Below are 19,744 nucleotides of genomic sequence, written 5' to 3'. Positions count from 1 at the left end.
TCAGCGGCGAGCCGGTCACTACCGGCGGGCCTCGAGTGAAGCAGCTCGGCGGCCGCGGCTGAGCGGCCGAGGCCGGCGGAGAGGGTGGGCCGGCGGCCGCGGCTCAGCGGCAGCCGCAGCCGGCCAGCACGGTCGCCGCCCGGTCGGCGGCGACGCGCGCGGCGTCGGTCGAGCCTTTCAAGCCGTTGGCCACGAAGGCGAACACCAGCAGGCGTCCGTCGGCGCTGGCCACATAGCCGCTGAGCGACGTCACGGTGTTCAGGGTGCCGGTCTTGGCCCGGACCAGCCCGGCGCCGGCGGGGTTGTTGTCCAGGTAGCGCCCGGACAGGGTGCCGGTCAGGCCGGCGACCGGCAGGGAGCCGATCCCGGCCCGCAGGTCCGCGTCCTCGGAGGAGGCCATCAGCCTGACCGCCGCGGCCAGCTGGGCAGGACTGACCCGGTTCTCCATCGACAGGCCGCTGGCATCGGCGAGCACCATGCCCTCCACCGGAATGCCCGCCAGGGCCGCCGCCTCGCGGACGGCTTCGGTGCCGCCCGCGAAGGAGCCGGGCTTGCCCGCCGCCACGGCCGTGTTGCGCGCGAGGACCTCCGCCACGTAGTTGTCCGAGTGCTGCATCATGTAGGCCACCTGGTCGGCCACCGGCGCGGAATCCGCCTCGGCCAACACGTCCGCGTCAGCCGGTGCCGCCTCCCGTGCCACCGCGCCGTTGACGGTGAGTCCCTGCCCGGCCACGGCTTCGGCCAGCGCGTCGCGGAACGCCGCCCCCGCCAGCGCGGCGGCATCGGCCACCAGGTCGCCGCCGCCGTCGGCCTGTTCCCGCCCGGCATACAGGGCGAGCGGGTACACGGCGGAGATTTCGCCGTTCTTCACGTCGCCCGGATCCCAGGCGGCGCTGATGGCTGCCCCGGAGTAGAGGGATTCGTCCACCGCCACCGAGAGTTCACCTGTGTACCCGTCGGCGGCCAGCTGCCCGGCCGCTTCGGCCGCCAGCGTTGCCAGCCCGGCTTCGCCCCAGACCGCGCCGGGCCTGGATTCCCCGGCGCCCAGCAAGGCATCCCCGCCGCCGACCAGGTACACCACGCCCGGCTTGCTGCCGCGCTTGACCGAGGTAGTGAACCGGTGGCCGGCACCGATGGTGTCCAGGGCGGCAACGGCGGTCAGCAGCTTTAGGTTGGACGCCGGCACCAGCGGCTCGGCGGCGGCCTCGTCGTACAGCACGTCGCCGCTGGCCGCGTCGGTGACGATCCCGGTGAAGCCGCCGGCGCCGTCGAACGCCAAGGCCCGGTCCAGGGCCGGACCCAGCACGGCCGGATCCGGCACCGGCGCCTCGCCCGCCGGCTTAACCGGCAGCGGCTCCGCCAGCTCGGTGGGCGGCAACTGCGCCGCAGGGGTGCTGATCACCGGCTCCGGCTCCGGCCACTCGATGGCCTGGCCGAGGTTCAGGGCGGCGGGCACGGCCAGCACGGCGAAGACGACTGCCAGCAGCCCGGAGGTGAGCACGCGGAAGCCACGCCCCATGCTGCCCCTCCTGAGGATCTTGAAGTGTTGGGAACGCCCCGCTCCAACCCCGATGCCGGTACGGAAGGGCAAGACCTATATCGTTAAGCGTAGTCCGGCGCCGGGCCACGGCCGTGCAGCGGCGGCGCCGAAGCCAATTTTCCGAACGCCTCCAAGGAGCGAAGCCATGCAGCATGACGTCACCATCGAGATCCCCAAGGGTTCGCGCGTCAAGTACGAGATCGACCATGAAACCCACCGCCTCCGCCTGGACCGGGTGCTGTTCACCTCCATGCAGTACCCCACCCACTACGGCTTCTTCGAGGACACGCTGGGCGAAGACGGCGATCCGCTGGACGCGATGGTCATGCTGCAGGACTACGACCTGCTGCCGGGTGTTGTGGTCGAATCCCGCCCGATCGCCGTCTTCAACATGACCGACGACGGCGGCGGCGACGCCAAGGTGCTGTGCGTTCCGGCCGACAAGCGCTTCGACCACATCCAGGAGCTGTCCGACGTGCCGGAGTTCCTGGTCAAGGAAATCGAGCACTTCTTCACCCGCTACAAGGACCTGGAGCCGGGCAAGTGGGTCAAGGCCGAGGGCTGGGCCGACCGCGCCGCCGCCGAGGCCGAACTGGAAGCCTCCATCCGACGCTTCGCCGCCCAGGGCTAGGGCCCGGCCGGCGACGAACGGCCGGGCAGCGACGCCCGGCTTGAACTAAGCCATGCCGCCGGAAACCGGCGGGAACGGCGACGGCGGTCCGGACCCTTCAGGTCCGGGCCGCTTTTGCTTGCCCCGGAGCGACCGGCGGCGGGACACACCAGCCAACCGGAATCGGTTGTTCCTGCCCGGACGGGCGCAATACTGGTGCCATGTACGTGCTCACCATCAACCAGCGCGATTCCCGCGAGGCGGGCGACCAGGTGCCCGCCCTGATCAGGGCGCTGCGCCACTTGCCCGCGGCGATCCCCTTTCAGCGGTCTGTCGGCGACGAAGCGATCGGCGCGGTCGAGAAGCCGTCCACGGCCATCGACGCGGCCCTGATCGCGCTGCGCGGCCGGCGCTGGAATGTGGGAATCGGCGTGGGCGAACTGCGGCCGCCGCTTCCGGAGGACATCAAGGACGCCGATGGGCACGGCCTGGTCTATGCACGGCGCGCGGTGAACCGGGCCCGGAAAACCGGCGAGCGCGTTCCGCTGGCGGTGTCCGGGCCCGATGCGGAGGTCGCCGCGGAAGCAGAGGCCGTGCTGCGGCTCATCGGCCGCATCGTCGCCACCCGCACCGACGCGGAGTGGAAGGTGCTGGACCTGATGACGCCGGGAGCGCGCGGCCAGCAAAAGTACATTGCCGAAGAACTGGGCATCACCAGCCAGGCCGTGAGCAAGGCGGTGGTCCGTTCGCAGTGGGTGGAGGAGTGGGCCTGCCGTCCGGCAGCCGCCCGGCTGCTGGACCTTGTCCACGGGCCCGCCTCCCCCGCCGCCGTCGCCCCGCCGCGCTGACCGGCCCCGGCTGCTACGGCAATACCGGCCGCGGCGTCTAGACTCCGAGGGAGACGGCGCCCGCCTCCGCCGGCGGGTCAACGACAAAAGGAGTGTTTATATGGTTCCGGAGATCAACATTTGGGCGGTCATCGTGGCCACCCTTTCGACCCTGATCGTCGGATCTGTCTGGTACACGCCGAAGGTCTTCGGCAACTACTGGATGAGGGTCGCCAACGTCAGCCCCGGCGAAGGAAAAAGCGCCGTACGCCCGATCATCATCACGGTGATCGTCAGCCTGATCAGCGCGTGGGTGCTGGCGGGTTCGGCGGCCATCGCGCAGGACTTCTACGGCGGCAACTTCCTGTGGAACACGTTGCTGACCGCCATCATCCTCTGGGCCGGCTTCACCGCCGCCCGCTTCGCCACGCACGATGCCTTCGAGGGCCGGCCGGTCGGACTGACCGTCCTGAACATCGTGCACGAACTCGTGACCTTCCTGGTCATGGCACTGGTCATCGGCCTCTTCGGGATCAGCGGAGCCTGAGGACCGGCACCGCACCACAAGGCAGCCGGCGGCAACCAGTTTGCCCGGTGTGGTTCATCCGGGCACCTTCTCCGGGTGGATCAGCCGGGAGCCTCAGTCCAGCAGGCTGCGCAGCACGACTGCTGCCCCGTCTTCCTCCACGGTTCCCGTGACCTCGTGGGCGACGGCCAGGACCTCCTCGGGCGCCTGCCCCATCGCGACGCCGCGGGCGGCCCAGTCCAGCATTTCGATGTCGTTGCGGCCATCGCCCATGGCGACAGTATGCGACGGCTCGACGTCCAGCTTCCGGCGCAGGGATTCCAGCGCGCTGGCTTTGGTCACGCCGTTGGCCGCGATGTCCAGCCACGCGGTCCAGCCCACCGAGTACGTCACGCCCTTGAGCCCCGCCGTGTCGATGGCTTCCTTGAACTCCTCGGGAGTGTTTTCGGCGCTGGAGACCACCACGCGCACGGCCGTGGACTCCAGCAGCGCCTCGAAGTCTACGCCCCTGGCCTCGATGCCGAAGCTGGCGTCCTGGAAGCGCTCCGTGGCCAGGAAATTGCCCTCTTCGTCCTCGAGCGCAAACTTGGCAGTCGGCAGCTTGGACCGCATCACCCGCAAGGCCGGTCCGGGGTTGAACGTCACCCGGTCGATCACCTCGTAGCCGTCCTCCAGCGACGTGTCGATCCGAAGGGTGACACCGCCGTTGGAGCAGACGGCGTACCCCTTGGTGACGCCGATCAGCTGGATGATCGGCAGCGTTGCGTTCAGGGACCGCCCGGTGGAGACGACCACCTCGTGGCCGGCGTCGACGACGGCGCGCGCTGCTTCGCGCACGGCATCGCTCATGTGGCCGTCGTGGTTGACCAGGGTGCCGTCCACATCCAGCGCGACCAGTTTGCGGGACCCGTTCTCCACGAAATTGTGGCGCCGGGCTTCGTTTTTATCGTTTGTCATATCTTCCGTAGCAATCCGCTGGTCGTCGATGCCAGCGTTAGCCTTGTCAGCTGTAGTTGTCATGTCCCTAGTCAAACATGGGCGGCAGACACCCGGGTAGGAAATTTTCTACGGGCGAATGAAGTGCCGGTGAACGCCGCCCCCGCCGCGACGGCACCGCAGTGCCGCCGGCGGGGCGGAACGGCGCGCTAGGAGAGCACCGGAAGGACGTCCAGGCCGCCCAGGTAGGGCCGCAGCGCGGCCGGCACATTCACGGAGCCGTCGGCGTTCTGGTGGTGCTCCAGGATGGCGACGATCCAGCGGGTGGTAGCCAAGGTCCCGTTCAGGGTGGCCACCGCCCTGGTACCCTTCTTTTCGCCGTCCGCCGACGCCTGGCGTTCGCGGATGTTCAACCGGCGGGCCTGGAAGGTCGTGCAGTTGGAGGTGGACGTCAGCTCCCGGTAGGCCTCCTGGGTGGGCACCCAGGCCTCGCAGTCGAACTTGCGGGCAGCGCTCATGCCCAGGTCTCCCGCAGCGGTGTCGATGACCCGGTAGGGCAACTCCACCTTGGCCAGCATTTCTTCTTCCCAGGCGAGCAGACGGGCGTGCTCGTCGGCGGCCTCCTCGACCTGGCAGTAGATAAACATTTCCAGCTTGTTGAACTGGTGCACGCGGATGATGCCCCGGGTGTCCTTGCCGGCGGCCCCGGCCTCACGGCGGTAGCAGGAGCTCCAGCCGGCGTAGCGCGTCGGCCCGGCGGACAGGTCCAGGATCTCGTCCGCGTGGTAGCCCGCGAGAGCCACCTCCGAGGTGCCCGTCAGGTACAGGTTGTCCCGTTCCAGCCGGTAGATCTCGTCGTCGTGCTCCACGTCGAAGCCGGTCCCCTGCATGGTTTCGGGGCGAACCAGGGTGGGGGTGATCATGGGGATGAAGCCGTTGGACACGGCCTGGTCCAGCGCCATGTTCATCAGGGCAATCTCCAGCCGGGCGCCCACGCCCTTGAGGAAGTAGAAGCGGGAGCCCGAAACCTTGGCCCCGCGTTCCATGTCGATGGCGCCGATCAGCTCGCCGATGGCCAGGTGGTCCTTCGGCTCGAACCCGTCCCGGGCGAAGTCCCGGGGCTCGCCGACCGTCTTGAGCACGGTGAAGTCGTCCTCGCCGCCGGCCGGAACGCCGTCTTCGATCCGGTTGGGGATGCTGCGCAGCAGCGATTCCTGCTGGTTGCGGGCGGCATCCGACGCGGCCTGGGCTTCCTTGACCGATGCCGCCAACTCCTTGACCTGCGCCAGGAGCTCTGCCTTCTCCCCGCCCGTGGCCTGGGCCACCTTCTTGCCGAAGAGATTCTGTTCGGCGCGCAGTCCCTCGTAACGGTTGATCGCTTCCCGGCGGGCCGTATCGGCGGCGATCACGGCATCGACCACCGACTCGTCGGCGCCGCGGGCGCGCTGGGAGGCACGGAAAATCTCTGGATTGGCGCGGAGTTCGTTTACATCGATCACCTGCTAAGGGTACCGAAAAAGGCTTTCCGGCCTCGATCCGCGCCCGCAGCAGCCGGTCGCGGGCCTCAATGGGCCAAAGCGGCGCGGCTGGATAGTCTATGACCAACATGACTGCCGAATGGATGCCCGCCCTCATCATCCTGCTAGCGGTGGCCGCCTTGGCGGTGGGATGGCCGGGCCTCCGCGGCATGCTGGGGCGCCGCCGGACAGCGGTGCCGGCCGCGCTTGCGCCTTCCCCGGGCCTGCCCGACCAGCGCGTGGTCTTCATCGTGAACCCGGTCAAGAACTCGGCCGCCGAGGCCCGCCGCGAGGTGGAGGCAGCCTGCGCGGCGGCCGGTTGGAGCCCGCCCCTGGTGTTGGAAACCACGCACGAGGACCCGGGCCACGGCCAAGCGAGGCGGGCCATCGCCGAGCGTGCCGACGTGGTGATCGCCGGCGGCGGGGACGGCACGATCCGGGTGGTTGCCTCGGAGCTGGCGGGCACCCAGGTGCCGATGGCGGTGCTGCCGCTGGGCACCGGCAACCTGCTGGCCCGCAATTTGGGTCTCGATCCGGCGGCCCTGCGGGCCAACATCCACGTGGCGCTGCACGGGATCGTCCGCAAGATCGACACCGCCGACATCATCTTGGAGAACGAGGCGACCGGCGAACGGTCGCAGGACAGCTTCCTGGTGATCGCCGGCATCGGCGTGGATGCGGATGTGCTGGCCGCCACCCGCGACGACCTGAAGCGCCGGTTCGGCTGGATGGCCTATTCGGAAGCCGGCGTCCGCCACCTTGCCGGCCAGCGCGAGCGCGTCATGGTCAGCATCGACGACGGGCCCGCCCGGCCCCGCCGCGTCCGCAGCATCCTGCTGGCCAACTGCGGGAAGTTGCCGGCGGGGATCGATTTCATCCCCACCGCGGAAATCGACGACGGCGAACTGGACATCGTGGTGCTCAGTCCGCGCAGCGCGATCGGCTGGTTGTGGATTGCCGCCAAGACGCTGGTGCGGCACAGCGCGCCGATTCCGGTGATCGAGTACCACCGCGGGCGAAAGGTCCGCATCACCACGCACGAGCCGATGGGAAGCCAGCTCGACGGCGACCCCTCCGGGCCGGTCACGTCGCTGACCGTCCAGGTCAGGCCGCGGTCGCTGGCGGTGCGCACCGAGTCGGCTCCCTCCTCCGGCAGCCACCGGGCGGCCGGCTAGGACAGACAGCGGCCGGGCGGCCAGTCAGGGCGGGCGGGCTTTGGCCTGCAGCGGCCGGGCGGCCAGTCAGGGCGGGCGGGCTTTGGCCTGCAGCGGCCGGGCGGCCACCTGGGCCGGCGGCCGCCCGGAGCGCCGAGGCGCCTACGTGTCGTCGCCCCCGGTGTTGAGCGGATCGTCGCTGGCATCGGCCCGGTCCGTGTTGTGCAGTTCCTCGCCCGGAATGTCGATGGGCTGTTCGTCTGCTTCAAGCGCCGGGACATCCGCATCCGGCTGCTGCAGGTCTTCGTCCCGGGGAACCGGGAATTGGCCGGCCGCCTGCTGGTCGATCAGCTGTTGCTCCTCGGCGAAGCGCAGGTCGTTGCCCTGGTCCCCCAGGTCGCCCGCGCGGTTTTCACTCGGGGTCTGGTTGAGCGCCTCCACCGGCGTCGGCTCCCCGTCCTGGTACTGGTCCCTGTCGTTCTGCTGCGTCATGGTGCTCCGATCCTTGGTTTGCAGGTGCGGTTTTCCTCAGCATACTGACCATAACCGCGGGTCGACAGTCCGGCAGGGCCGGTCAGCGGGCCAACAGCAGGTCCTGCACCCAACGGTCGGCCGTCCGGAACGCCTCGTCCTGGTTGCGGCGCGGAACAGTCAGTCCGCGGCGGTCGGCGCGCGGGTAGGAGCCCAAAAACCGGATGCCCGGGCTGAGCCGGTGCAGCCCGCGGACGGCGTCGGCCACCCGCTCCTCGGCGAGGTGGCCCTCGGCGTCGAGGCTGAAGAAATAATCTCCCAAAAACTGGCCGGTTGGGCGGGACTCGATCCGGCTCAGGTTCACGCCCCGGCTGGAGAATTGTTCCAGGATTGCCCCCAGCGCACCCGGACGGTCCTGCGGCAGCGGGACCACCAGGGTGGTCTTGTCGGCGCCGGTCGGCGCGGGCAGGGCACCGGGACGGCTCACCAGAATGAATCGGGTCACGGCGTCCGGAATGTCACCGATATCCTCGGCAAGCACCTGCAGCCCGCGCTGCCGGGCCACCAGCGGCGAGCAGATCGCCGCCTCGTAGCCGGCCCCGGGCACCAGGAGTCCCACCGCGGCCGCCGCCGTCGAGGAGGCCGGCAGATATTCCGCTTTGGGAATATTCGCGCCGGACCATGCGCGGCATTGCGCCCAGGCGTGCGGATGGGTGGACACCACCGCGACGTCTCCCGGCTCGGTCCCGGGCCGCACCGCCAGCACAAAGCGGATGGGCACGAGTTCCTCGCCGATGATGCGCAGCGGCTCGCCTCCCGCGATGGCATCCAACGTGGCGCTGACGCCGCCCTCGACCGAGTTCTCGATCGGGACCATGGCCGCGCCGGCTTCCCCCGCGCGGACGGCGTCCACGGCGGCGTCGACACTCGCGGCCGGAATCCGGCGCGCAGCAGCCGCCCCGGGAACCTGGAGGAGGGCAGCCTCGGTGAAGGTTCCCTCCGGCCCCAGGAAGGTGTAGACGCCTGCCATTACTGGACCCGGGGCTCCTGCCCGTTCTCCGAAACGATCGGCTTGCCGGCATCCAGCCAGGCACCCATTCCGCCGTCGACGTTCACCGCCGAGTATCCGTTCCCGTTCAGCCATTCGGTGGCTCGGAAGGACCGCCCGCCGCTGCGGCACACCACATGCAGGTCCACGTCGGGGTCCAGTTCGTCCAGGCGCAGCGGCAGCTCGTTGAGCGGGATGTGCACGGCGCCCGCAATGTGTCCGGCTTCCCATTCATAGTCTTCGCGCACGTCCAGAATGGTGGCGTCGCCGCCGATGCTGTTGACATCCACATTCTCGATATCGCTCATGGCAACCTCCGTGATCCGCGGCGGGCCCTGCCGCCGCTGGTGAATTCCTGCTCCGGGCGCACCCGCGTTTTGCCCCCTTTCCAAGCCTATAGTGGGATCGTCCGCCGCACCGTAATGAGACAGGGGCACCCATGGCCGCAGACCAGCCGACCATCCTTGCTACGTCCGGGGGAATCAGGGCCGGCGTTCGCAGCCGGATCGCGTTCCACCACCTGGTGCACCACGCCGTCGAGCTGGCCGGGCCCACGGGGCGGGCACCGCGGCTGGTCCACGTGGGCACCGCCGGCGGCGACCAACGCTGGCTCCAGGCCGAGCTGGACGAGGCGGCCAGGGCCGCCGGGTACGGCCTGAGCCATCTGAACTTGTTCACCATGCCCAACGTGGCGGACATCGAGGAACACCTGTTGGGCCAAGATGTGGTGTGGGTGGGCGGCGGTTCGGTGGCTAACCTGCTGGCGGTGTGGCGGGTCCACGGCCTGGACGCCATTTTCAGGCGGGTCTGGCAGGCCGGCGTGGTCCTGGCGGGGGTCTCCGCCGGTTCCATCTGCTGGTTCCGCGGCGGCACCACCGACTCCTTCGGCCCCGAGCTGCGGCCGGTCACGAACGGGCTGGCGTTGCTGCCCTACGACAACGGCGTCCATTACGACTCGGAACCGCAGCGCAGGCCGTTGGTGCACCGGCTCGTGGCGGACGGCATCCTGGGCGAGACGCATTGCACCGACGACGGCGTCGGACTGGTCTACCGCGGCACCGAGCTGGCCGAGGCGGTCAGCGAGACCGACGGGAAACTCGCCTACCGCGTGACGGCCCAGGCCGGGGACGGGCCCGACGCCGTCGCCGTGGAGGAGCCGATCGACACCAGGTTTCTCGGCTGACCCGGCGCGCCGGTGGGGCGCTTGGATTAGCCCGCACCGCCGGGCGGAGCTACGCTTACGGGCGATGACTGCTTTGCATGACTTGACGGCCGTCGCCCAGCGCGACGCCGTGGCGCGCGGCGAACTGTCCGCCCTCGAACTGACGGAGCATTACCTCCAGCGCATTGATGCCCTCAACCCCCGGCTCGGCGCCTTTATCACCGTCACCGCCGACCAGGCGCTCAAGCAGGCACGCGCCGCGGACGACCACCAGGCACGCGGCGGGACCCTGGGCCGGCTGCACGGCCTGCCGGTTGCCTACAAGGACCTCACGGATGTGGCCGGCGTCCCGACCACCCACGGCAGCGCGGCCCTGGAGCACCGGCCCGCCCTGGCCAACCACCCCTTGGTGGACGTACTCGAATCCGCCGGCAGCATCAGCCTCGGCAAGACCCAGGTCCCCGAATTCGGCCTGACCTCCTACAGCGAGAACCGTGTGGCGCCGCCGGCCCGCAACCCGCTGGACCCGGCGCTGAGCCCGGGCGGTTCCTCCGGCGGAAGCGCGGCCGCCGTGGCCGCCGGCCTGCTGCCCTTCGCCCCCGGGTCGGACGGCGGCGGCTCGGTCCGGATTCCGGCGGCCGCCACCGGGCTGGTGGGGTTGAAACCGGGGCGCGGCCGGCTCCCGGCCGGCAGCACCGGAGACGACGCCGGCCGGCTGGTGGTCGCCGGGCCCCTGGCCCGCACGGCGGCCGATGCCGGGCTGCTGATGGACGCCATGGCGGACGAACCGCTGGCCCGCGCGGCCTTCCCGGGGGAACCCGGTTTCCTGGCCGCAGCGCTACGCGCCGAAGGGCGCTTCCGAATCGGCGTCAGCACCGACTCTCCGTTCGAGTCCGCCTACCCGCTGTCGCTGGAGCCGGAGGCGCGCGAGGCGTTGGACACCGCGGTGGAGCTGCTACTGGGGCTGGGCCACGCGCTCGACGAGGCGGAGATCCGCTATGACAACCGCTACCCGGAGGCGTTTGCCACGGTGTGGACCTCCGGCCTGGCCCGGCTGGAACTGCCGGCCGGCCGCGAACCGCAGCTCATGCCGCTCACCCGCTCCTTCCGCCGCCGGGCCCTGAAGCGCGCGCCGGAGGCGCTGCCGGACGCCTTGGCCGCGCTGGCGCGTTTCCAGGAAGACACCCGGGCACAGTTCGGCCGGTACGACCTGGTTCTGACGCCCGCGCTGGCACAGACCCCCCGGCCGGTGGGCTGGTACACCGCCAACAGCGCGGACGTGGACTACATGCGCCAGTGCCAGTATTCGCCGTACACCTCGCTGGTCAACGTGTGCGGGCTGCCCGCCATCGCCGTTCCCGTCAGCACCACCGAGGAGGGCCTGTCCATGGGCGTCCAGCTGATCGGCAAGCCCGGCTCGGAGGCCATGCTGCTGGCCGCCGCCGCGCAACTGGAGGGCGTGCGATGAATCCTGCAACCCTGGCCTGACTTGCGGTTTTGCACTAACACGCGTCCCGGTCCCGGTCACAGAATATGACATTTCATGTAGGGGACTGTCAGAATAGAACACCGTGAGCAATACCGTGCAGTCCGGGAATCCGCAGCCGGAAACAACAAAACAGTCCACCCAAACCGGCAAAACCTTCTTCGGGCATCCACGGATGCTGGCGAATCTTTTCTCCGTAGAACTCTGGGAGCGTTTCTCCTTCTACGGCATGCAGGGCATCCTGCTCTATTACATGTACTACTCGGTCGCCGAGGGCGGCCTGGGGATCGACGAGGGAATCGCCACCGGCCTGGTGGGCGCCTACGGCGGCGGCGTGTACCTCTCCTCGATCCTTGGTGCGTGGGTGGCCGACCGCCTCCTGGGGTCCGAAAAGGTCCTCTTCTACACCGGAATCATGGTCATGCTGGGCCACATCGCGCTGGCCCTGATCCCGGGCGGCGTCGGGCTGGCCATCGGCCTGATCCTGGTGGCCATCGGCTCCGGCGGCCTCAAGGCCACCGCCAGCTCGCTGGTCGGCTCGCTCTACAGCCTGAAGGACGACCGCCGCGACGCCGGCTTCTCCATCTTCTACATGGGCGTGAACATCGGCGGCCTCTTCGGCCCGCTGCTCACCGGCCTGGCCCAGGTGCAGCTCGGTTTCCACTACGGCTTCGGCCTGGCCGCGCTGGGCATGGCCATCGGCCTGACCCAGTACGCCCTGACCCGCAAGAACCTGCCCGAGGCCGCGCACCATGTGGCCAACCCGCTGCCCCGCGGCAACTACGGCAAGGTGGCCGCCGTGGCCGCGGCCGCCGTCGTCGTCATGGTGCTGCTGGTGGCGTTCGGCCTGGTGACCGCCTCGAACCTGGCCCCGATCATGGCCTGGCTGGCAATCATCGCCGCCGTGGTCTACTTCGTGGTGATCCTCTCCAGCAAGCAGGTCGACGCCGTGGAGCGCAAGCGCGTCTACGCCTTCATCCCGCTGTTCATCGCCTCCGCCGCGTTCTGGGCGCTGTTCCAGCAGCAGTTCACCGTGGTGGCCCTGTACGCGGACAAGCAGCTGGACCGCACGCTGGGCGGCTGGGAGATGCCGGCCAGCTGGGTGCAGTCCATCAACCCGGTCTTCATCATCATCTTCGCCGGCATCTTCGCCGCCCTGTGGACCAAGCTCGGCCCGAAGCAGCCCAGCTCGCCGCTGAAGTTCGCCCTGGGCCTGGTCGTGATGGGCCTGGCGTTCCTGGCGTTCATCCCGCTCACCGGCGGCGGCGCCAACTCCACACCGCTGCTGGCCATGGTCGGCATCCTGTTCCTGTTCACCATGGCGGAACTGTTCCTCTCCCCGACCGGCTCCTCGGTGTCCACCAAGCTGGCTCCGAAGGCCTTCCAGACCCAGATGGTGGCGCTGTTCCTGCTCTCCATCTCGCTGGGCACCACGCTGGCGGGCATCCTGGCCGGCTACTACGACCCGGCCAATGAAGCCCCGTACTTCGGCTTCATCGGGGTAACGGCGATCATCCTCGGCGTCGGCCTGGCCGCGGCCGTGCCGTCGCTGAAGAAGCTGATGGGCGGCATCCGCTAGGACGGACTGAACGACGACGGCGATGCCCGGGCCGGGACTCACTCCCGCCCGGGCATCGCCGTCGTGAGGAGCCTTTCCCTCATCCGCTATTCAGCTCCGGCCCTTCTGAGCGTTCAGCAGGGCCGGTGCTGGATAGTCGGCGGGGTGAAGCGGGGGTAGCCGACCAGCGGGGGGTGTACCGAGGCGCCGGCGGGACCTACGCTCCGGCGAGGATTCCGATGAAGATCAGCAGGCACCAGATGCCGGTGACCGCGTAGCCCATGATCAGGCCGGCCAACGCCATGCTGCGGCCGGCCGGTTCCTTGCCCAGCGCGATGTGGCCGAACACGATGGCCAGGACCTGCGGGACCAGCATGAAGCCGAACGTCACCACCGAGACGATGCCCAGCACCAGCGCCGCGATGCTCAGCCCCTTCGGCTCGGCCTGCGGCGTGTAGTACATCGGCTGGTTGTAGTCCGGTCCGCCGTACGGCTGCTGCCCGGTGTACGGCTGCGCGCCGGGGCCGGGCTGGTAGGAGTACGGGTTCGCCGCTTCGGGCAGCGGCGGCGGCTGCGGCACGGCCCGGCCTGCGTTGGGATCGGTGTACCACCCCGGATGCTTCGGGTCGTTAAAGGGCGGCCTGTTCTCCGTGCCGGACATACTGTTGATTCCCCCTGGGATTGATTCGCTGCTGTGCAGCTTCAGTGCTGTTTACCAGTCTAGGCGCGCGGGAAGATCGGGGGCCATCGGGCCGGATCCGCCACCCGATCGCCACGGATCGATAGTTTTTTGGCATGCTGGAGGGATGGCAAACCGTGCGGGCACAGTGGCCCTTCCCAGCGACCTTGTTGACCTGACCGCGCTCCGCGACGCGTACTTCAACGTCAAGCCGGATCCGGCCGACCCGTCCCAGCGCGTGGTCTTCGGCACCTCCGGGCACCGCGGCTCCAGCCTGAAGGCATCCTTCAATGAGGACCACATTGCCGCCATCACGCAGGCAATCGTGGAGTACCGCGCCGGGCAGGGCATCGCCGGACCGCTGTTCGTCGGCAAAGACACGCATTCCCTCTCGGACCCGGCCCAGGACACCGCCCTCGAGGTGCTGGCCGGAAACGGTGTGGCAGTGCTGGTCGATTCCCGCACCGGGTGGACCCCGACGCCGGCGGTCAGCCACGCGATCCTCACCCATAACGCCGCCCATCCGGACGCCCAGGCCGACGGCATCGTGATCACCCCCTCGCACAACCCGCCCGGCGACGGCGGCTTCAAGTACAACCCGCCGCACGGCGGCCCCGCCGACTCGGATGCCACCGGGTGGATTGCCGCCCGCGCCAACGAACTGCTGGAGGCGGGCCTACGCGGCGTCAACCGGATCACGCTGGGACAGGCCCGGTTCTCCGGGTCCATCGGTACGTACGACTTCCTGGCCGCGTACGTGGACGACCTGCCGAAGGTGCTGGACCTGGACGCCATCCGTTCCGCCGGCGTGCGGATCGGTGCCGACCCGATGGGCGGGGCCTCGGTGGACTACTGGGCCGCCATCGCCGAGCGGCACCGGCTGGACCTGACCGTGGTCAATCCGGCGGTGGACCCGCAATGGGCGTTCATGACCCTGGACTGGGACGAGAAGATCCGGATGGACTGTTCGTCGCCGTCGGCAATGGCCTCGCTGATCAACACCGTGCGCGGCGGCGGCGCCGCCTTCGACATCGCCACCGGCAACGACGCCGACGCGGACCGGCACGGAATCGTGACCCCTGATGCCGGGCTGATGAACCCGAACCACTACCTTGCCGTGGCCATCGACTATCTCTACAGGAACCGGCCGGACTGGCCGGCCGGCGCGTCCGTGGGCAAGACGCTGGTGTCCTCCTCGATGATCGACCGGGTGGCGGCCGGCCTGGGCCGGCAGCTGGTGGAAGTCCCCGTGGGCTTCAAGTGGTTCGTTCCCGGGCTGCTCTCCGGGGAAGGCGTTTTCGGCGGCGAGGAGTCGGCCGGGGCCTCCTTCGTGCGGTTCGACGGCAAGCCGTGGTCCACCGACAAGGACGGCATCCTGCTGGCGCTGCTGGCCTCCGAAATCGTGGCGGTGACCGGAAACTCGCCGTCGAAACTCTATACGGGACTGACCGAGAAGTTCGGGGCGCCGTCCTACGCACGCATTGACGCGGCGGCGACCCGGGAGCAGAAAGCCGCGCTGGCGAAACTCTCCGCCGCCGACGTGGCCGCCACCGAACTGGCCGGCGAGGCGATTACCGCCAAGCTGACCGAAGCGCCCGGCAACGGCGCCCCGATCGGCGGGCTTAAGGTCACCACCGACAACGCGTGGTTCGCGGCCCGGCCCTCGGGGACGGAAGACGTCTACAAGATCTACGCCGAATCCTTCCGCGGCCAGGACCATCTGCGGCAGGTGCAGGCCGAGGCGAAGGCAATCGTGGACGCGGTGATCGGCTGATCATCGCCTGAAAACGGAGGTCGGGCCGGTCCCGCCCGGCCTCCGCGACCGGTCGGGACGAGCCGGCACCGCCGTTCCGGCGGTAGGATGTCCCCCGGACATTCTCCCGCTGACTCCCCCCGAAGAGGCCTCCCATGAGCACGCCTGCAAAATCTTCCCCGTTCCGTTGGGCCGTGCATGGCGACGGCAAGAACATTTCACCGGGCACGGTAGTGGGTCCCCAGGAGCGCCTCACCTGGCCGCGCACCATGGGCATCGGGGCCCAGCACGTGGTCGCCATGTTCGGCGCCACGTTCCTGGTCCCGCTGCTGACCGGATTCCCGCCGTCGACCACGCTGCTGTTTTCCGGCGTGGGCACCATCCTGTTCCTGATCATCACGGCAGGCAGGGTCCCCAGTTACCTGGGCTCCAGCTTCGCGTTCCTCGCCCCGATCGGCGCCGCCATGAACCAGCACGGAATGGGCGGAGCGCTCGGCGGCCTCGTCATGGCCGGCGCCTTGCTCTTCCTGGTCGGCGCGGTGGTGCACAAGGCCGGCACGCGTTGGATCAACGTGGTGATGCCGCCGGTGGTCACCGGCGCCATCGTTGCGTTGATCGGCCTCAATCTGGCGCCGACCGCCAAGCAGAACTTCGAGAAGGGGCCGGTGACGGCGCTGGTCACCGTCGTCGCGATCCTGCTCGTCACGGTGTTGTTCCGCGGGCTGCTGGGCCGGCTGTCCATCCTGATAGGCGTGCTGGTGGGCTACGTGGTGGCCATCCTGCGGGGCGAGGTGGATTTCTCCAGGATCAACGACGCGGCGTGGATCGGTTTGCCCGAATTCCACGCGCCGGAATTCCACATCTCCCTGATTGGGCTGTTCCTCCCCGTGGTGTTGGTCCTGGTGGCAGAGAACATCGGCCATGTGAAGTCCGTGTCCGCGATGACCGGGCAGGACCTTGACCCCGTCACCGGCCGCGCGCTGATGGCAGACGGCCTGGCCACCGTGCTGGCCGGCAGCGGCGGCGGCTCCGGCACCACCACCTACGCCGAGAACATCGGCGTGATGGCCGCCTCCAAGGTCTACTCCACCGCCGCATACTGGGTGGCCGGCATTGTCGCCATCCTGTTGAGCTTGCTCCCGAAGTTCGGTGCCGCCATCGCCACCGTTCCGGTCGGCGTCCTGGGCGGCGCCGGCGTCGTGCTCTACGGCATGATCGGCATTTTGGGGGTGCGGATCTGGGTGCAGAACCGGGTGAACTTCGCCAACCCCATCAACCTCTCCGTGGCAGGGGTGGCCCTGGTCATCGGCATCGCCAACTTCAAGTGGGCGATAGGCGAGCTGCAGTTCGAAGGCATCGCGCTGGGTTCGGCAGCGGCACTGCTGATTTTCCACGGCATGAGCGCGGTAGCCCGCTGGCGTCACACCGAGCCCGTGGATTCCGTGGAAGACGAGGGCGTCAAGCCGTCGAAGCTCGGCTGACCGCCCGGCATGGCGGCCGGCCTGGAGGGGAGGGCGTGCTCCGGGCCGCCGCGCCCTAGACCGTGGGGACGTCGGGGGCTAGCGTTGCAGCCATCTCTCCCGCGGCGTCCGGCCCGGGACGTTCACGAGGAGGAAAGCATGGCCAACCACGTCTACAACGTCACGGAAATTGTGGGTACGTCGCCCGACGGGATCGATGCCGCGGTCTCCAACGCCATCAACGAGGCCTCCAAGACACTGCGCAACCTCGACTGGTTCGAAGTAAAGTCCGTCCGCGGCCACCTCAACGAAGGCAGGATCGCGGACTGGCAGGTGACCATCAAGCTCGGTTTCCGGCACGAAAGCTGACCGACGCGGGCGGGGTCGCGCCCGGTGTCCTGCGGACGTGGCGGGCTGTGCACGCATCCGCCGGGCCACGGTGGACGGGGCTGCCCGCCACTGGGGGCCGTCCTCGCCCATTGTGCCCGGGTCGATGCGGTGGTGTGCTTGATCCATGAGCCAGCCACGCGATGAGGACAAACTGCCCGACGACGAGCATCTGCGCGACGACATCGGCGCCCCCGAACCGGAGAACGACTCCGCCGCCAAGTTCGACGGCGAGCACTTCACGTCCAGCCTGCTCAACGCGGGGCAGCGCGTACCGGGCCTGAGCCCGGACGGCGAATACCGCCAGAGCGAGGACCCGGAGCACGAGAACGAACCCGGACAGGACGGATTCGTTCCCCCCTCCGCCTCCACCGGGGGATAGCAGGCGGGCACGAGGCACCGCGGCAACGCGAGACGCGGGTTCGCGCGGCGGGGACCGCGCGGCCGTTTCGAGCGGCGGGCCCGAGCGACGCTTGGCTGTTAGGCGCCACGTGAGCCGTGCGCGGAGCCTTAGCGCAGCCTTCACTCCCGCTATATGATGGCTTTCTAAAGTAATGAACTCTAGGGAGCCCTCGTGAACCCATTCGCCGCTGCCGACGCCCCGCTGTACGAAGTCAAGGCCAACTTATTCAAGGGACTGTCCCATCCGGTCAGGATCCGGGTGCTGGAACTGCTCGCGGACGCTCCCGAGGTAACCGTGACCGAGCTGATGAACGAGACGGGCCAAGAGGCCTCCAACCTGTCCCAGCACCTGTCCGTCTTGCGCCGGCACAACCTCGTCCTGGCCGAACGCCGGGGCGTGCAGGTCTTCTACCGCCTGGCGTACCCTCAGGTGGCCGACCTGCTGACCGTGGCGCGCAGCCTCCTGCAGCAGCTCCTGCACACCGCCACGCAGCAACTGGCCGGCTTCGGTGCGGCCGACAACGGCTCGACGGCATCAGCCCGGGAGGCGGGCACCAAGCAGGAGGCGCCATGAAGTCGTTAAGGGCGGCGGCCGCGCTGCTGCCCGGCAAGGCCGATTACGCTCAGCTGCCGCGCACCTGGCGGAACGACCTGGTGGCGGGGGTGACCGTGGGTATCGTCGCCCTGCCGCTGGCCTTGGCATTCGGCGTCAGCTCGGGCGCCGGCGCCGCGTCGGGATTGATCACAGCGATCGTCGCCGGCATCGTTGCTGCCGTTTTCGGTGGTTCCAACATCCAGGTGTCGGGACCCACCGGCGCCATGGTGGTGGTGCTTGCGCCGGTCATCGCCAGCCACGGGATATCGTCGCTCGCGCTGCTGACGCTCATGGCCGGCGTCATGGTGGCTGCCGCCGGCGTGCTGAAACTGGGCCGTGCCGTCAGCTTCATACCGTGGCCCGTCATCGAGGGCTTCACGCTGGGCATCGCCGTCATCATCTTCCTGCAGCAGGTGCCGGCCGCCTTCGGGACCGCACCGGGGCCCAGCTCCAACGCGGCCGTGTCGGCGGTCGAGGCCTTGGGCACCGCTTCCTTGGCGGGTTTGTTCTGGCCCGTCATCCTGGCGTTGATCGTGGCCGCCATCATGGTGGCCGCGCCGAAGATCAACCCCCAGCTGCCCGGCTCCATCATCGGGATCATCGTCGCCACGCTTGTGGCCCAGCTGATGAATCTGGACGTTGCACGGATCGGCGAACTTCCCAGCTCCTTGCCGGCCCCGTCCCTGCCCACCGTCGACCTGGCCCTGATCGGCGCACTGGCCGGGCCTGCCCTCACCGTCGCAGCACTGGCTGCCATCGAGTCGCTGCTCTCGGCCCGGGTAGCCGCATCCATCTCCGACACGGGCCCTTACGACGCGGACCGGGAGCTGGTGGGCCAGGGCCTGGCCTCGGTTGCCTCCGGCTTCTTCGGCGGGATGCCTGCCACCGGAGCCATCGCCCGGACGGCCGTGAACATCCGCGCCGGCGGGCGGACCCGGGCCTCCGTCGTCGTGCATTCCCTGGTGCTGCTGGGCGTCGTGTACCTGGCGACCGGGCCCGTCTCCCAAATCCCGCTGGCGGCGCTGTCCGGCGTGCTGATGGTGACCGCCGTCCGCATGGTCTCGCTGAACACCTTGCGCAGCGTCTTCGGCTCCACCCGGTCGGACACCACGGTCTTCATCGTCACCGCGGTCGTCACGGTGTCCTTCGACCTGATCCAAGCCGTGGTGATCGGCATCGTCTTCGCTGGGTTCTTCGCGCTGAGGGCGTTGGGCAATTCCAGCGGAGTCCACCGGGAGGAGATTCCCGGACCGGCCGCAGACGGCGACGAGCAGATCGCTGTCTTCCGGCTCGACGGCGCCCTGTTCTTCGGCGTCGCCGACCGGGTGCTGGAGCGAGTCTCTTCCATCCGCAATGTGCAGGTGGTGATCATCCGGATGTCCCAGCTGCAGATCCTCGACGCGACCGGGGCAAAGGTCGTGGCCGACCTGGTCACAGCGCTGGAACGCCGCGGCGTCACCGTGCTCATCAAGGGGATTCAGGAACGCCATGTGGAGTTGGCCCGCCGGGTGGGGGTCTTGGAGTCATTGCGCCACGACAGGCACCTGTTCGGCGACCTGGACGCGGCGGTCGAGCATGCCCGCAGTCACGTCCGGCGCAACGGTGAAACCCGGCCCACACAGCAGGCCTAAGG

20 protein-coding genes are annotated in these 19,744 nt (G+C 69.2%); 13 read left to right on the top strand and 7 right to left on the bottom strand.

The window, feature by feature from the left end; genetic code table 11:
• Positions 1-103: 103 nt before the first annotated feature.
• Complete coding sequence (dacB, locus tag AC5RUP_RS02975; RefSeq protein WP_494158255.1) at positions 104-1,519, bottom strand: D-alanyl-D-alanine carboxypeptidase/D-alanyl-D-alanine endopeptidase; 1,416 nt, start codon at positions 1,517-1,519, stop codon at positions 104-106.
• A 166-nt stretch (positions 1,520-1,685) separates the two neighbouring features.
• Between dacB and AC5RUP_RS02970 the strand changes: the two genes are divergently transcribed.
• From AC5RUP_RS02970 to AC5RUP_RS02960, 3 genes are all read left to right on the top strand, one after another.
• Positions 1,686-2,171: an inorganic diphosphatase gene (locus AC5RUP_RS02970; protein WP_494001923.1), complete on the top strand. Its 486-nt coding sequence runs from the start codon at positions 1,686-1,688 to the stop codon at positions 2,169-2,171.
• A 200-nt stretch (positions 2,172-2,371) separates the two neighbouring features.
• The gene (locus AC5RUP_RS02965; protein WP_494154525.1) at positions 2,372-2,998 is read left to right on the top strand and encodes a hypothetical protein; all 627 of its coding nucleotides are present in this window, start codon (positions 2,372-2,374) and stop codon (positions 2,996-2,998) included.
• 100 nt (positions 2,999-3,098) lie between these two features.
• Entirely contained in the window at positions 3,099-3,524 is a 426-nt protein-coding gene (locus tag AC5RUP_RS02960; RefSeq protein WP_494154526.1) for a DUF1761 domain-containing protein, read from the top strand.
• A gap of 93 nt (positions 3,525-3,617) precedes the next feature.
• On the opposite strand, the gene AC5RUP_RS02955 is transcribed toward AC5RUP_RS02960, so the two are convergent.
• Together AC5RUP_RS02955 and serS are read right to left on the bottom strand one after the other, a co-directional pair.
• Complete coding sequence (locus AC5RUP_RS02955) at positions 3,618-4,460, bottom strand: HAD family hydrolase (protein ID WP_494154527.1); 843 nt, start codon at positions 4,458-4,460, stop codon at positions 3,618-3,620.
• A gap of 188 nt (positions 4,461-4,648) precedes the next feature.
• Positions 4,649-5,938 (bottom strand): serine--tRNA ligase, encoded by a 1,290-nt coding sequence (gene serS, locus AC5RUP_RS02950; protein WP_494149510.1) that lies wholly within the window; start codon positions 5,936-5,938, stop codon positions 4,649-4,651.
• Positions 5,939-6,036: 98 nt separating this feature from the next.
• Between serS and AC5RUP_RS02945 the strand changes: the two genes are divergently transcribed.
• Positions 6,037-7,131: a diacylglycerol/lipid kinase family protein gene (locus tag AC5RUP_RS02945; protein ID WP_494154528.1), complete on the top strand. Its 1,095-nt coding sequence runs from the start codon at positions 6,037-6,039 to the stop codon at positions 7,129-7,131.
• A 141-nt stretch (positions 7,132-7,272) separates the two neighbouring features.
• Here AC5RUP_RS02945 and AC5RUP_RS02940 read toward each other — a convergent pair whose 3' ends face one another.
• The 3 genes from AC5RUP_RS02940 to AC5RUP_RS02930 all read right to left on the bottom strand — a co-directional run bounded on the left by AC5RUP_RS02940 (position 7,273) and on the right by AC5RUP_RS02930 (position 8,937).
• The gene (locus tag AC5RUP_RS02940) at positions 7,273-7,602 is read right to left on the bottom strand and encodes a hypothetical protein (protein ID WP_494065430.1); all 330 of its coding nucleotides are present in this window, start codon (positions 7,600-7,602) and stop codon (positions 7,273-7,275) included.
• An 82-nt stretch (positions 7,603-7,684) separates the two neighbouring features.
• The gene (gene pheA, locus AC5RUP_RS02935; protein ID WP_494154886.1) at positions 7,685-8,611 is read right to left on the bottom strand and encodes a prephenate dehydratase; all 927 of its coding nucleotides are present in this window, start codon (positions 8,609-8,611) and stop codon (positions 7,685-7,687) included.
• Positions 8,611-8,937, bottom strand: coding sequence for a rhodanese-like domain-containing protein (locus AC5RUP_RS02930; protein ID WP_494065428.1), 327 nt, complete (start codon positions 8,935-8,937; stop codon positions 8,611-8,613). Before AC5RUP_RS02930 ends, pheA begins: the two co-directional genes overlap by 1 nt.
• 131 nt (positions 8,938-9,068) lie before the next feature.
• Between AC5RUP_RS02930 and AC5RUP_RS02925 the strand changes: the two genes are divergently transcribed.
• The 3 genes from AC5RUP_RS02925 (at position 9,069) to AC5RUP_RS02915 (ending at position 12,856) form a co-directional block, all read left to right on the top strand.
• Positions 9,069-9,812 (top strand): Type 1 glutamine amidotransferase-like domain-containing protein, encoded by a 744-nt coding sequence (locus AC5RUP_RS02925; RefSeq protein WP_494154885.1) that lies wholly within the window; start codon positions 9,069-9,071, stop codon positions 9,810-9,812.
• Between the two features lie 64 nt (positions 9,813-9,876).
• Positions 9,877-11,259 carry an amidase gene (locus AC5RUP_RS02920; RefSeq protein ID WP_494158254.1) on the top strand — a complete coding sequence of 461 codons (1,383 nt, stop codon included), beginning with the start codon at positions 9,877-9,879 and terminating at the stop codon, positions 11,257-11,259.
• Between the two features lie 103 nt (positions 11,260-11,362).
• Positions 11,363-12,856 (top strand): peptide MFS transporter, encoded by a 1,494-nt coding sequence (locus tag AC5RUP_RS02915; RefSeq protein WP_494133088.1) that lies wholly within the window; start codon positions 11,363-11,365, stop codon positions 12,854-12,856.
• 196 nt (positions 12,857-13,052) lie between these two features.
• On the opposite strand, the gene AC5RUP_RS02910 is transcribed toward AC5RUP_RS02915, so the two are convergent.
• Positions 13,053-13,496, bottom strand: a complete 444-nt coding sequence (locus tag AC5RUP_RS02910; RefSeq protein WP_494154165.1) for a DUF4190 domain-containing protein — start codon at positions 13,494-13,496, stop codon at positions 13,053-13,055.
• A gap of 145 nt (positions 13,497-13,641) precedes the next feature.
• Here AC5RUP_RS02910 and pgm point away from each other — a divergent pair, with 145 nt between their 5' ends.
• The 6 genes from pgm (at position 13,642) to AC5RUP_RS02880 (ending at position 19,742) form a co-directional block, all read left to right on the top strand.
• The gene (gene pgm, locus AC5RUP_RS02905; RefSeq protein ID WP_494154164.1) at positions 13,642-15,288 is read left to right on the top strand and encodes a phosphoglucomutase (alpha-D-glucose-1,6-bisphosphate-dependent); all 1,647 of its coding nucleotides are present in this window, start codon (positions 13,642-13,644) and stop codon (positions 15,286-15,288) included.
• A gap of 134 nt (positions 15,289-15,422) precedes the next feature.
• On the top strand, positions 15,423-16,748 hold the full coding sequence (locus AC5RUP_RS02900; RefSeq protein ID WP_494092636.1) for a uracil-xanthine permease family protein: 1,326 nt from the start codon (positions 15,423-15,425) through the stop codon (positions 16,746-16,748).
• Between the two features lie 138 nt (positions 16,749-16,886).
• Complete coding sequence (locus AC5RUP_RS02895; RefSeq protein WP_494065421.1) at positions 16,887-17,096, top strand: dodecin; 210 nt, start codon at positions 16,887-16,889, stop codon at positions 17,094-17,096.
• A gap of 145 nt (positions 17,097-17,241) precedes the next feature.
• Positions 17,242-17,496 carry a hypothetical protein gene (locus tag AC5RUP_RS02890; RefSeq protein WP_494065420.1) on the top strand — a complete coding sequence of 85 codons (255 nt, stop codon included), beginning with the start codon at positions 17,242-17,244 and terminating at the stop codon, positions 17,494-17,496.
• 192 nt (positions 17,497-17,688) lie between these two features.
• The gene (locus AC5RUP_RS02885; RefSeq protein WP_494133092.1) at positions 17,689-18,090 is read left to right on the top strand and encodes an ArsR/SmtB family transcription factor; all 402 of its coding nucleotides are present in this window, start codon (positions 17,689-17,691) and stop codon (positions 18,088-18,090) included.
• Complete coding sequence (locus AC5RUP_RS02880; RefSeq protein WP_494154163.1) at positions 18,087-19,742, top strand: SulP family inorganic anion transporter; 1,656 nt, start codon at positions 18,087-18,089, stop codon at positions 19,740-19,742. Before AC5RUP_RS02885 ends, AC5RUP_RS02880 begins: the two co-directional genes overlap by 4 nt.
• Positions 19,743-19,744: the final 2 nt, after the last annotated feature.

This window comes from Arthrobacter sp. Y3223151 (assembly GCF_059091125.1).
The sequence above is the reverse complement of the archived record's forward strand: the minus strand, read 5'-3'. Positions and strand labels throughout refer to the sequence as shown.

Bases quoted from the DNA above. Each gene is read 5' to 3' on its own strand.
- AC5RUP_RS02970 (WP_494001923.1), top strand. From the start codon at position 1,686: ATGCAGCATGACGTCACCATCGAGATCCCCAAGGGTTCGCGCGTCAAG.
- dacB (WP_494158255.1), bottom strand. From the start codon at position 1,519: ATGGGGCGTGGCTTCCGCGTGCTCACCTCCGGGCTGCTGGCAGTCGTC.
- AC5RUP_RS02895 (WP_494065421.1), top strand. From the start codon at position 16,887: ATGGCCAACCACGTCTACAACGTCACGGAAATTGTGGGTACGTCGCCC.
- AC5RUP_RS02900 (WP_494092636.1), top strand. From the start codon at position 15,423: ATGAGCACGCCTGCAAAATCTTCCCCGTTCCGTTGGGCCGTGCATGGC.
- AC5RUP_RS02945 (WP_494154528.1), top strand. From the start codon at position 6,037: ATGACCAACATGACTGCCGAATGGATGCCCGCCCTCATCATCCTGCTA.
- AC5RUP_RS02930 (WP_494065428.1), bottom strand. From the start codon at position 8,937: ATGAGCGATATCGAGAATGTGGATGTCAACAGCATCGGCGGCGACGCC.
- AC5RUP_RS02890 (WP_494065420.1), top strand. From the start codon at position 17,242: ATGAGCCAGCCACGCGATGAGGACAAACTGCCCGACGACGAGCATCTG.
- AC5RUP_RS02920 (WP_494158254.1), top strand. From the start codon at position 9,877: ATGACTGCTTTGCATGACTTGACGGCCGTCGCCCAGCGCGACGCCGTG.
- AC5RUP_RS02925 (WP_494154885.1), top strand. From the start codon at position 9,069: ATGGCCGCAGACCAGCCGACCATCCTTGCTACGTCCGGGGGAATCAGG.
- AC5RUP_RS02910 (WP_494154165.1), bottom strand. From the start codon at position 13,496: ATGTCCGGCACGGAGAACAGGCCGCCCTTTAACGACCCGAAGCATCCG.
- pheA (WP_494154886.1), bottom strand. From the start codon at position 8,611: ATGGCAGGCGTCTACACCTTCCTGGGGCCGGAGGGAACCTTCACCGAG.
- AC5RUP_RS02940 (WP_494065430.1), bottom strand. From the start codon at position 7,602: ATGACGCAGCAGAACGACAGGGACCAGTACCAGGACGGGGAGCCGACG.
- pgm (WP_494154164.1), top strand. From the start codon at position 13,642: ATGGCAAACCGTGCGGGCACAGTGGCCCTTCCCAGCGACCTTGTTGAC.
- AC5RUP_RS02955 (WP_494154527.1), bottom strand. From the start codon at position 4,460: ATGACAAACGATAAAAACGAAGCCCGGCGCCACAATTTCGTGGAGAAC.
- AC5RUP_RS02880 (WP_494154163.1), top strand. From the start codon at position 18,087: ATGAAGTCGTTAAGGGCGGCGGCCGCGCTGCTGCCCGGCAAGGCCGAT.
- AC5RUP_RS02960 (WP_494154526.1), top strand. From the start codon at position 3,099: ATGGTTCCGGAGATCAACATTTGGGCGGTCATCGTGGCCACCCTTTCG.
- AC5RUP_RS02965 (WP_494154525.1), top strand. From the start codon at position 2,372: ATGTACGTGCTCACCATCAACCAGCGCGATTCCCGCGAGGCGGGCGAC.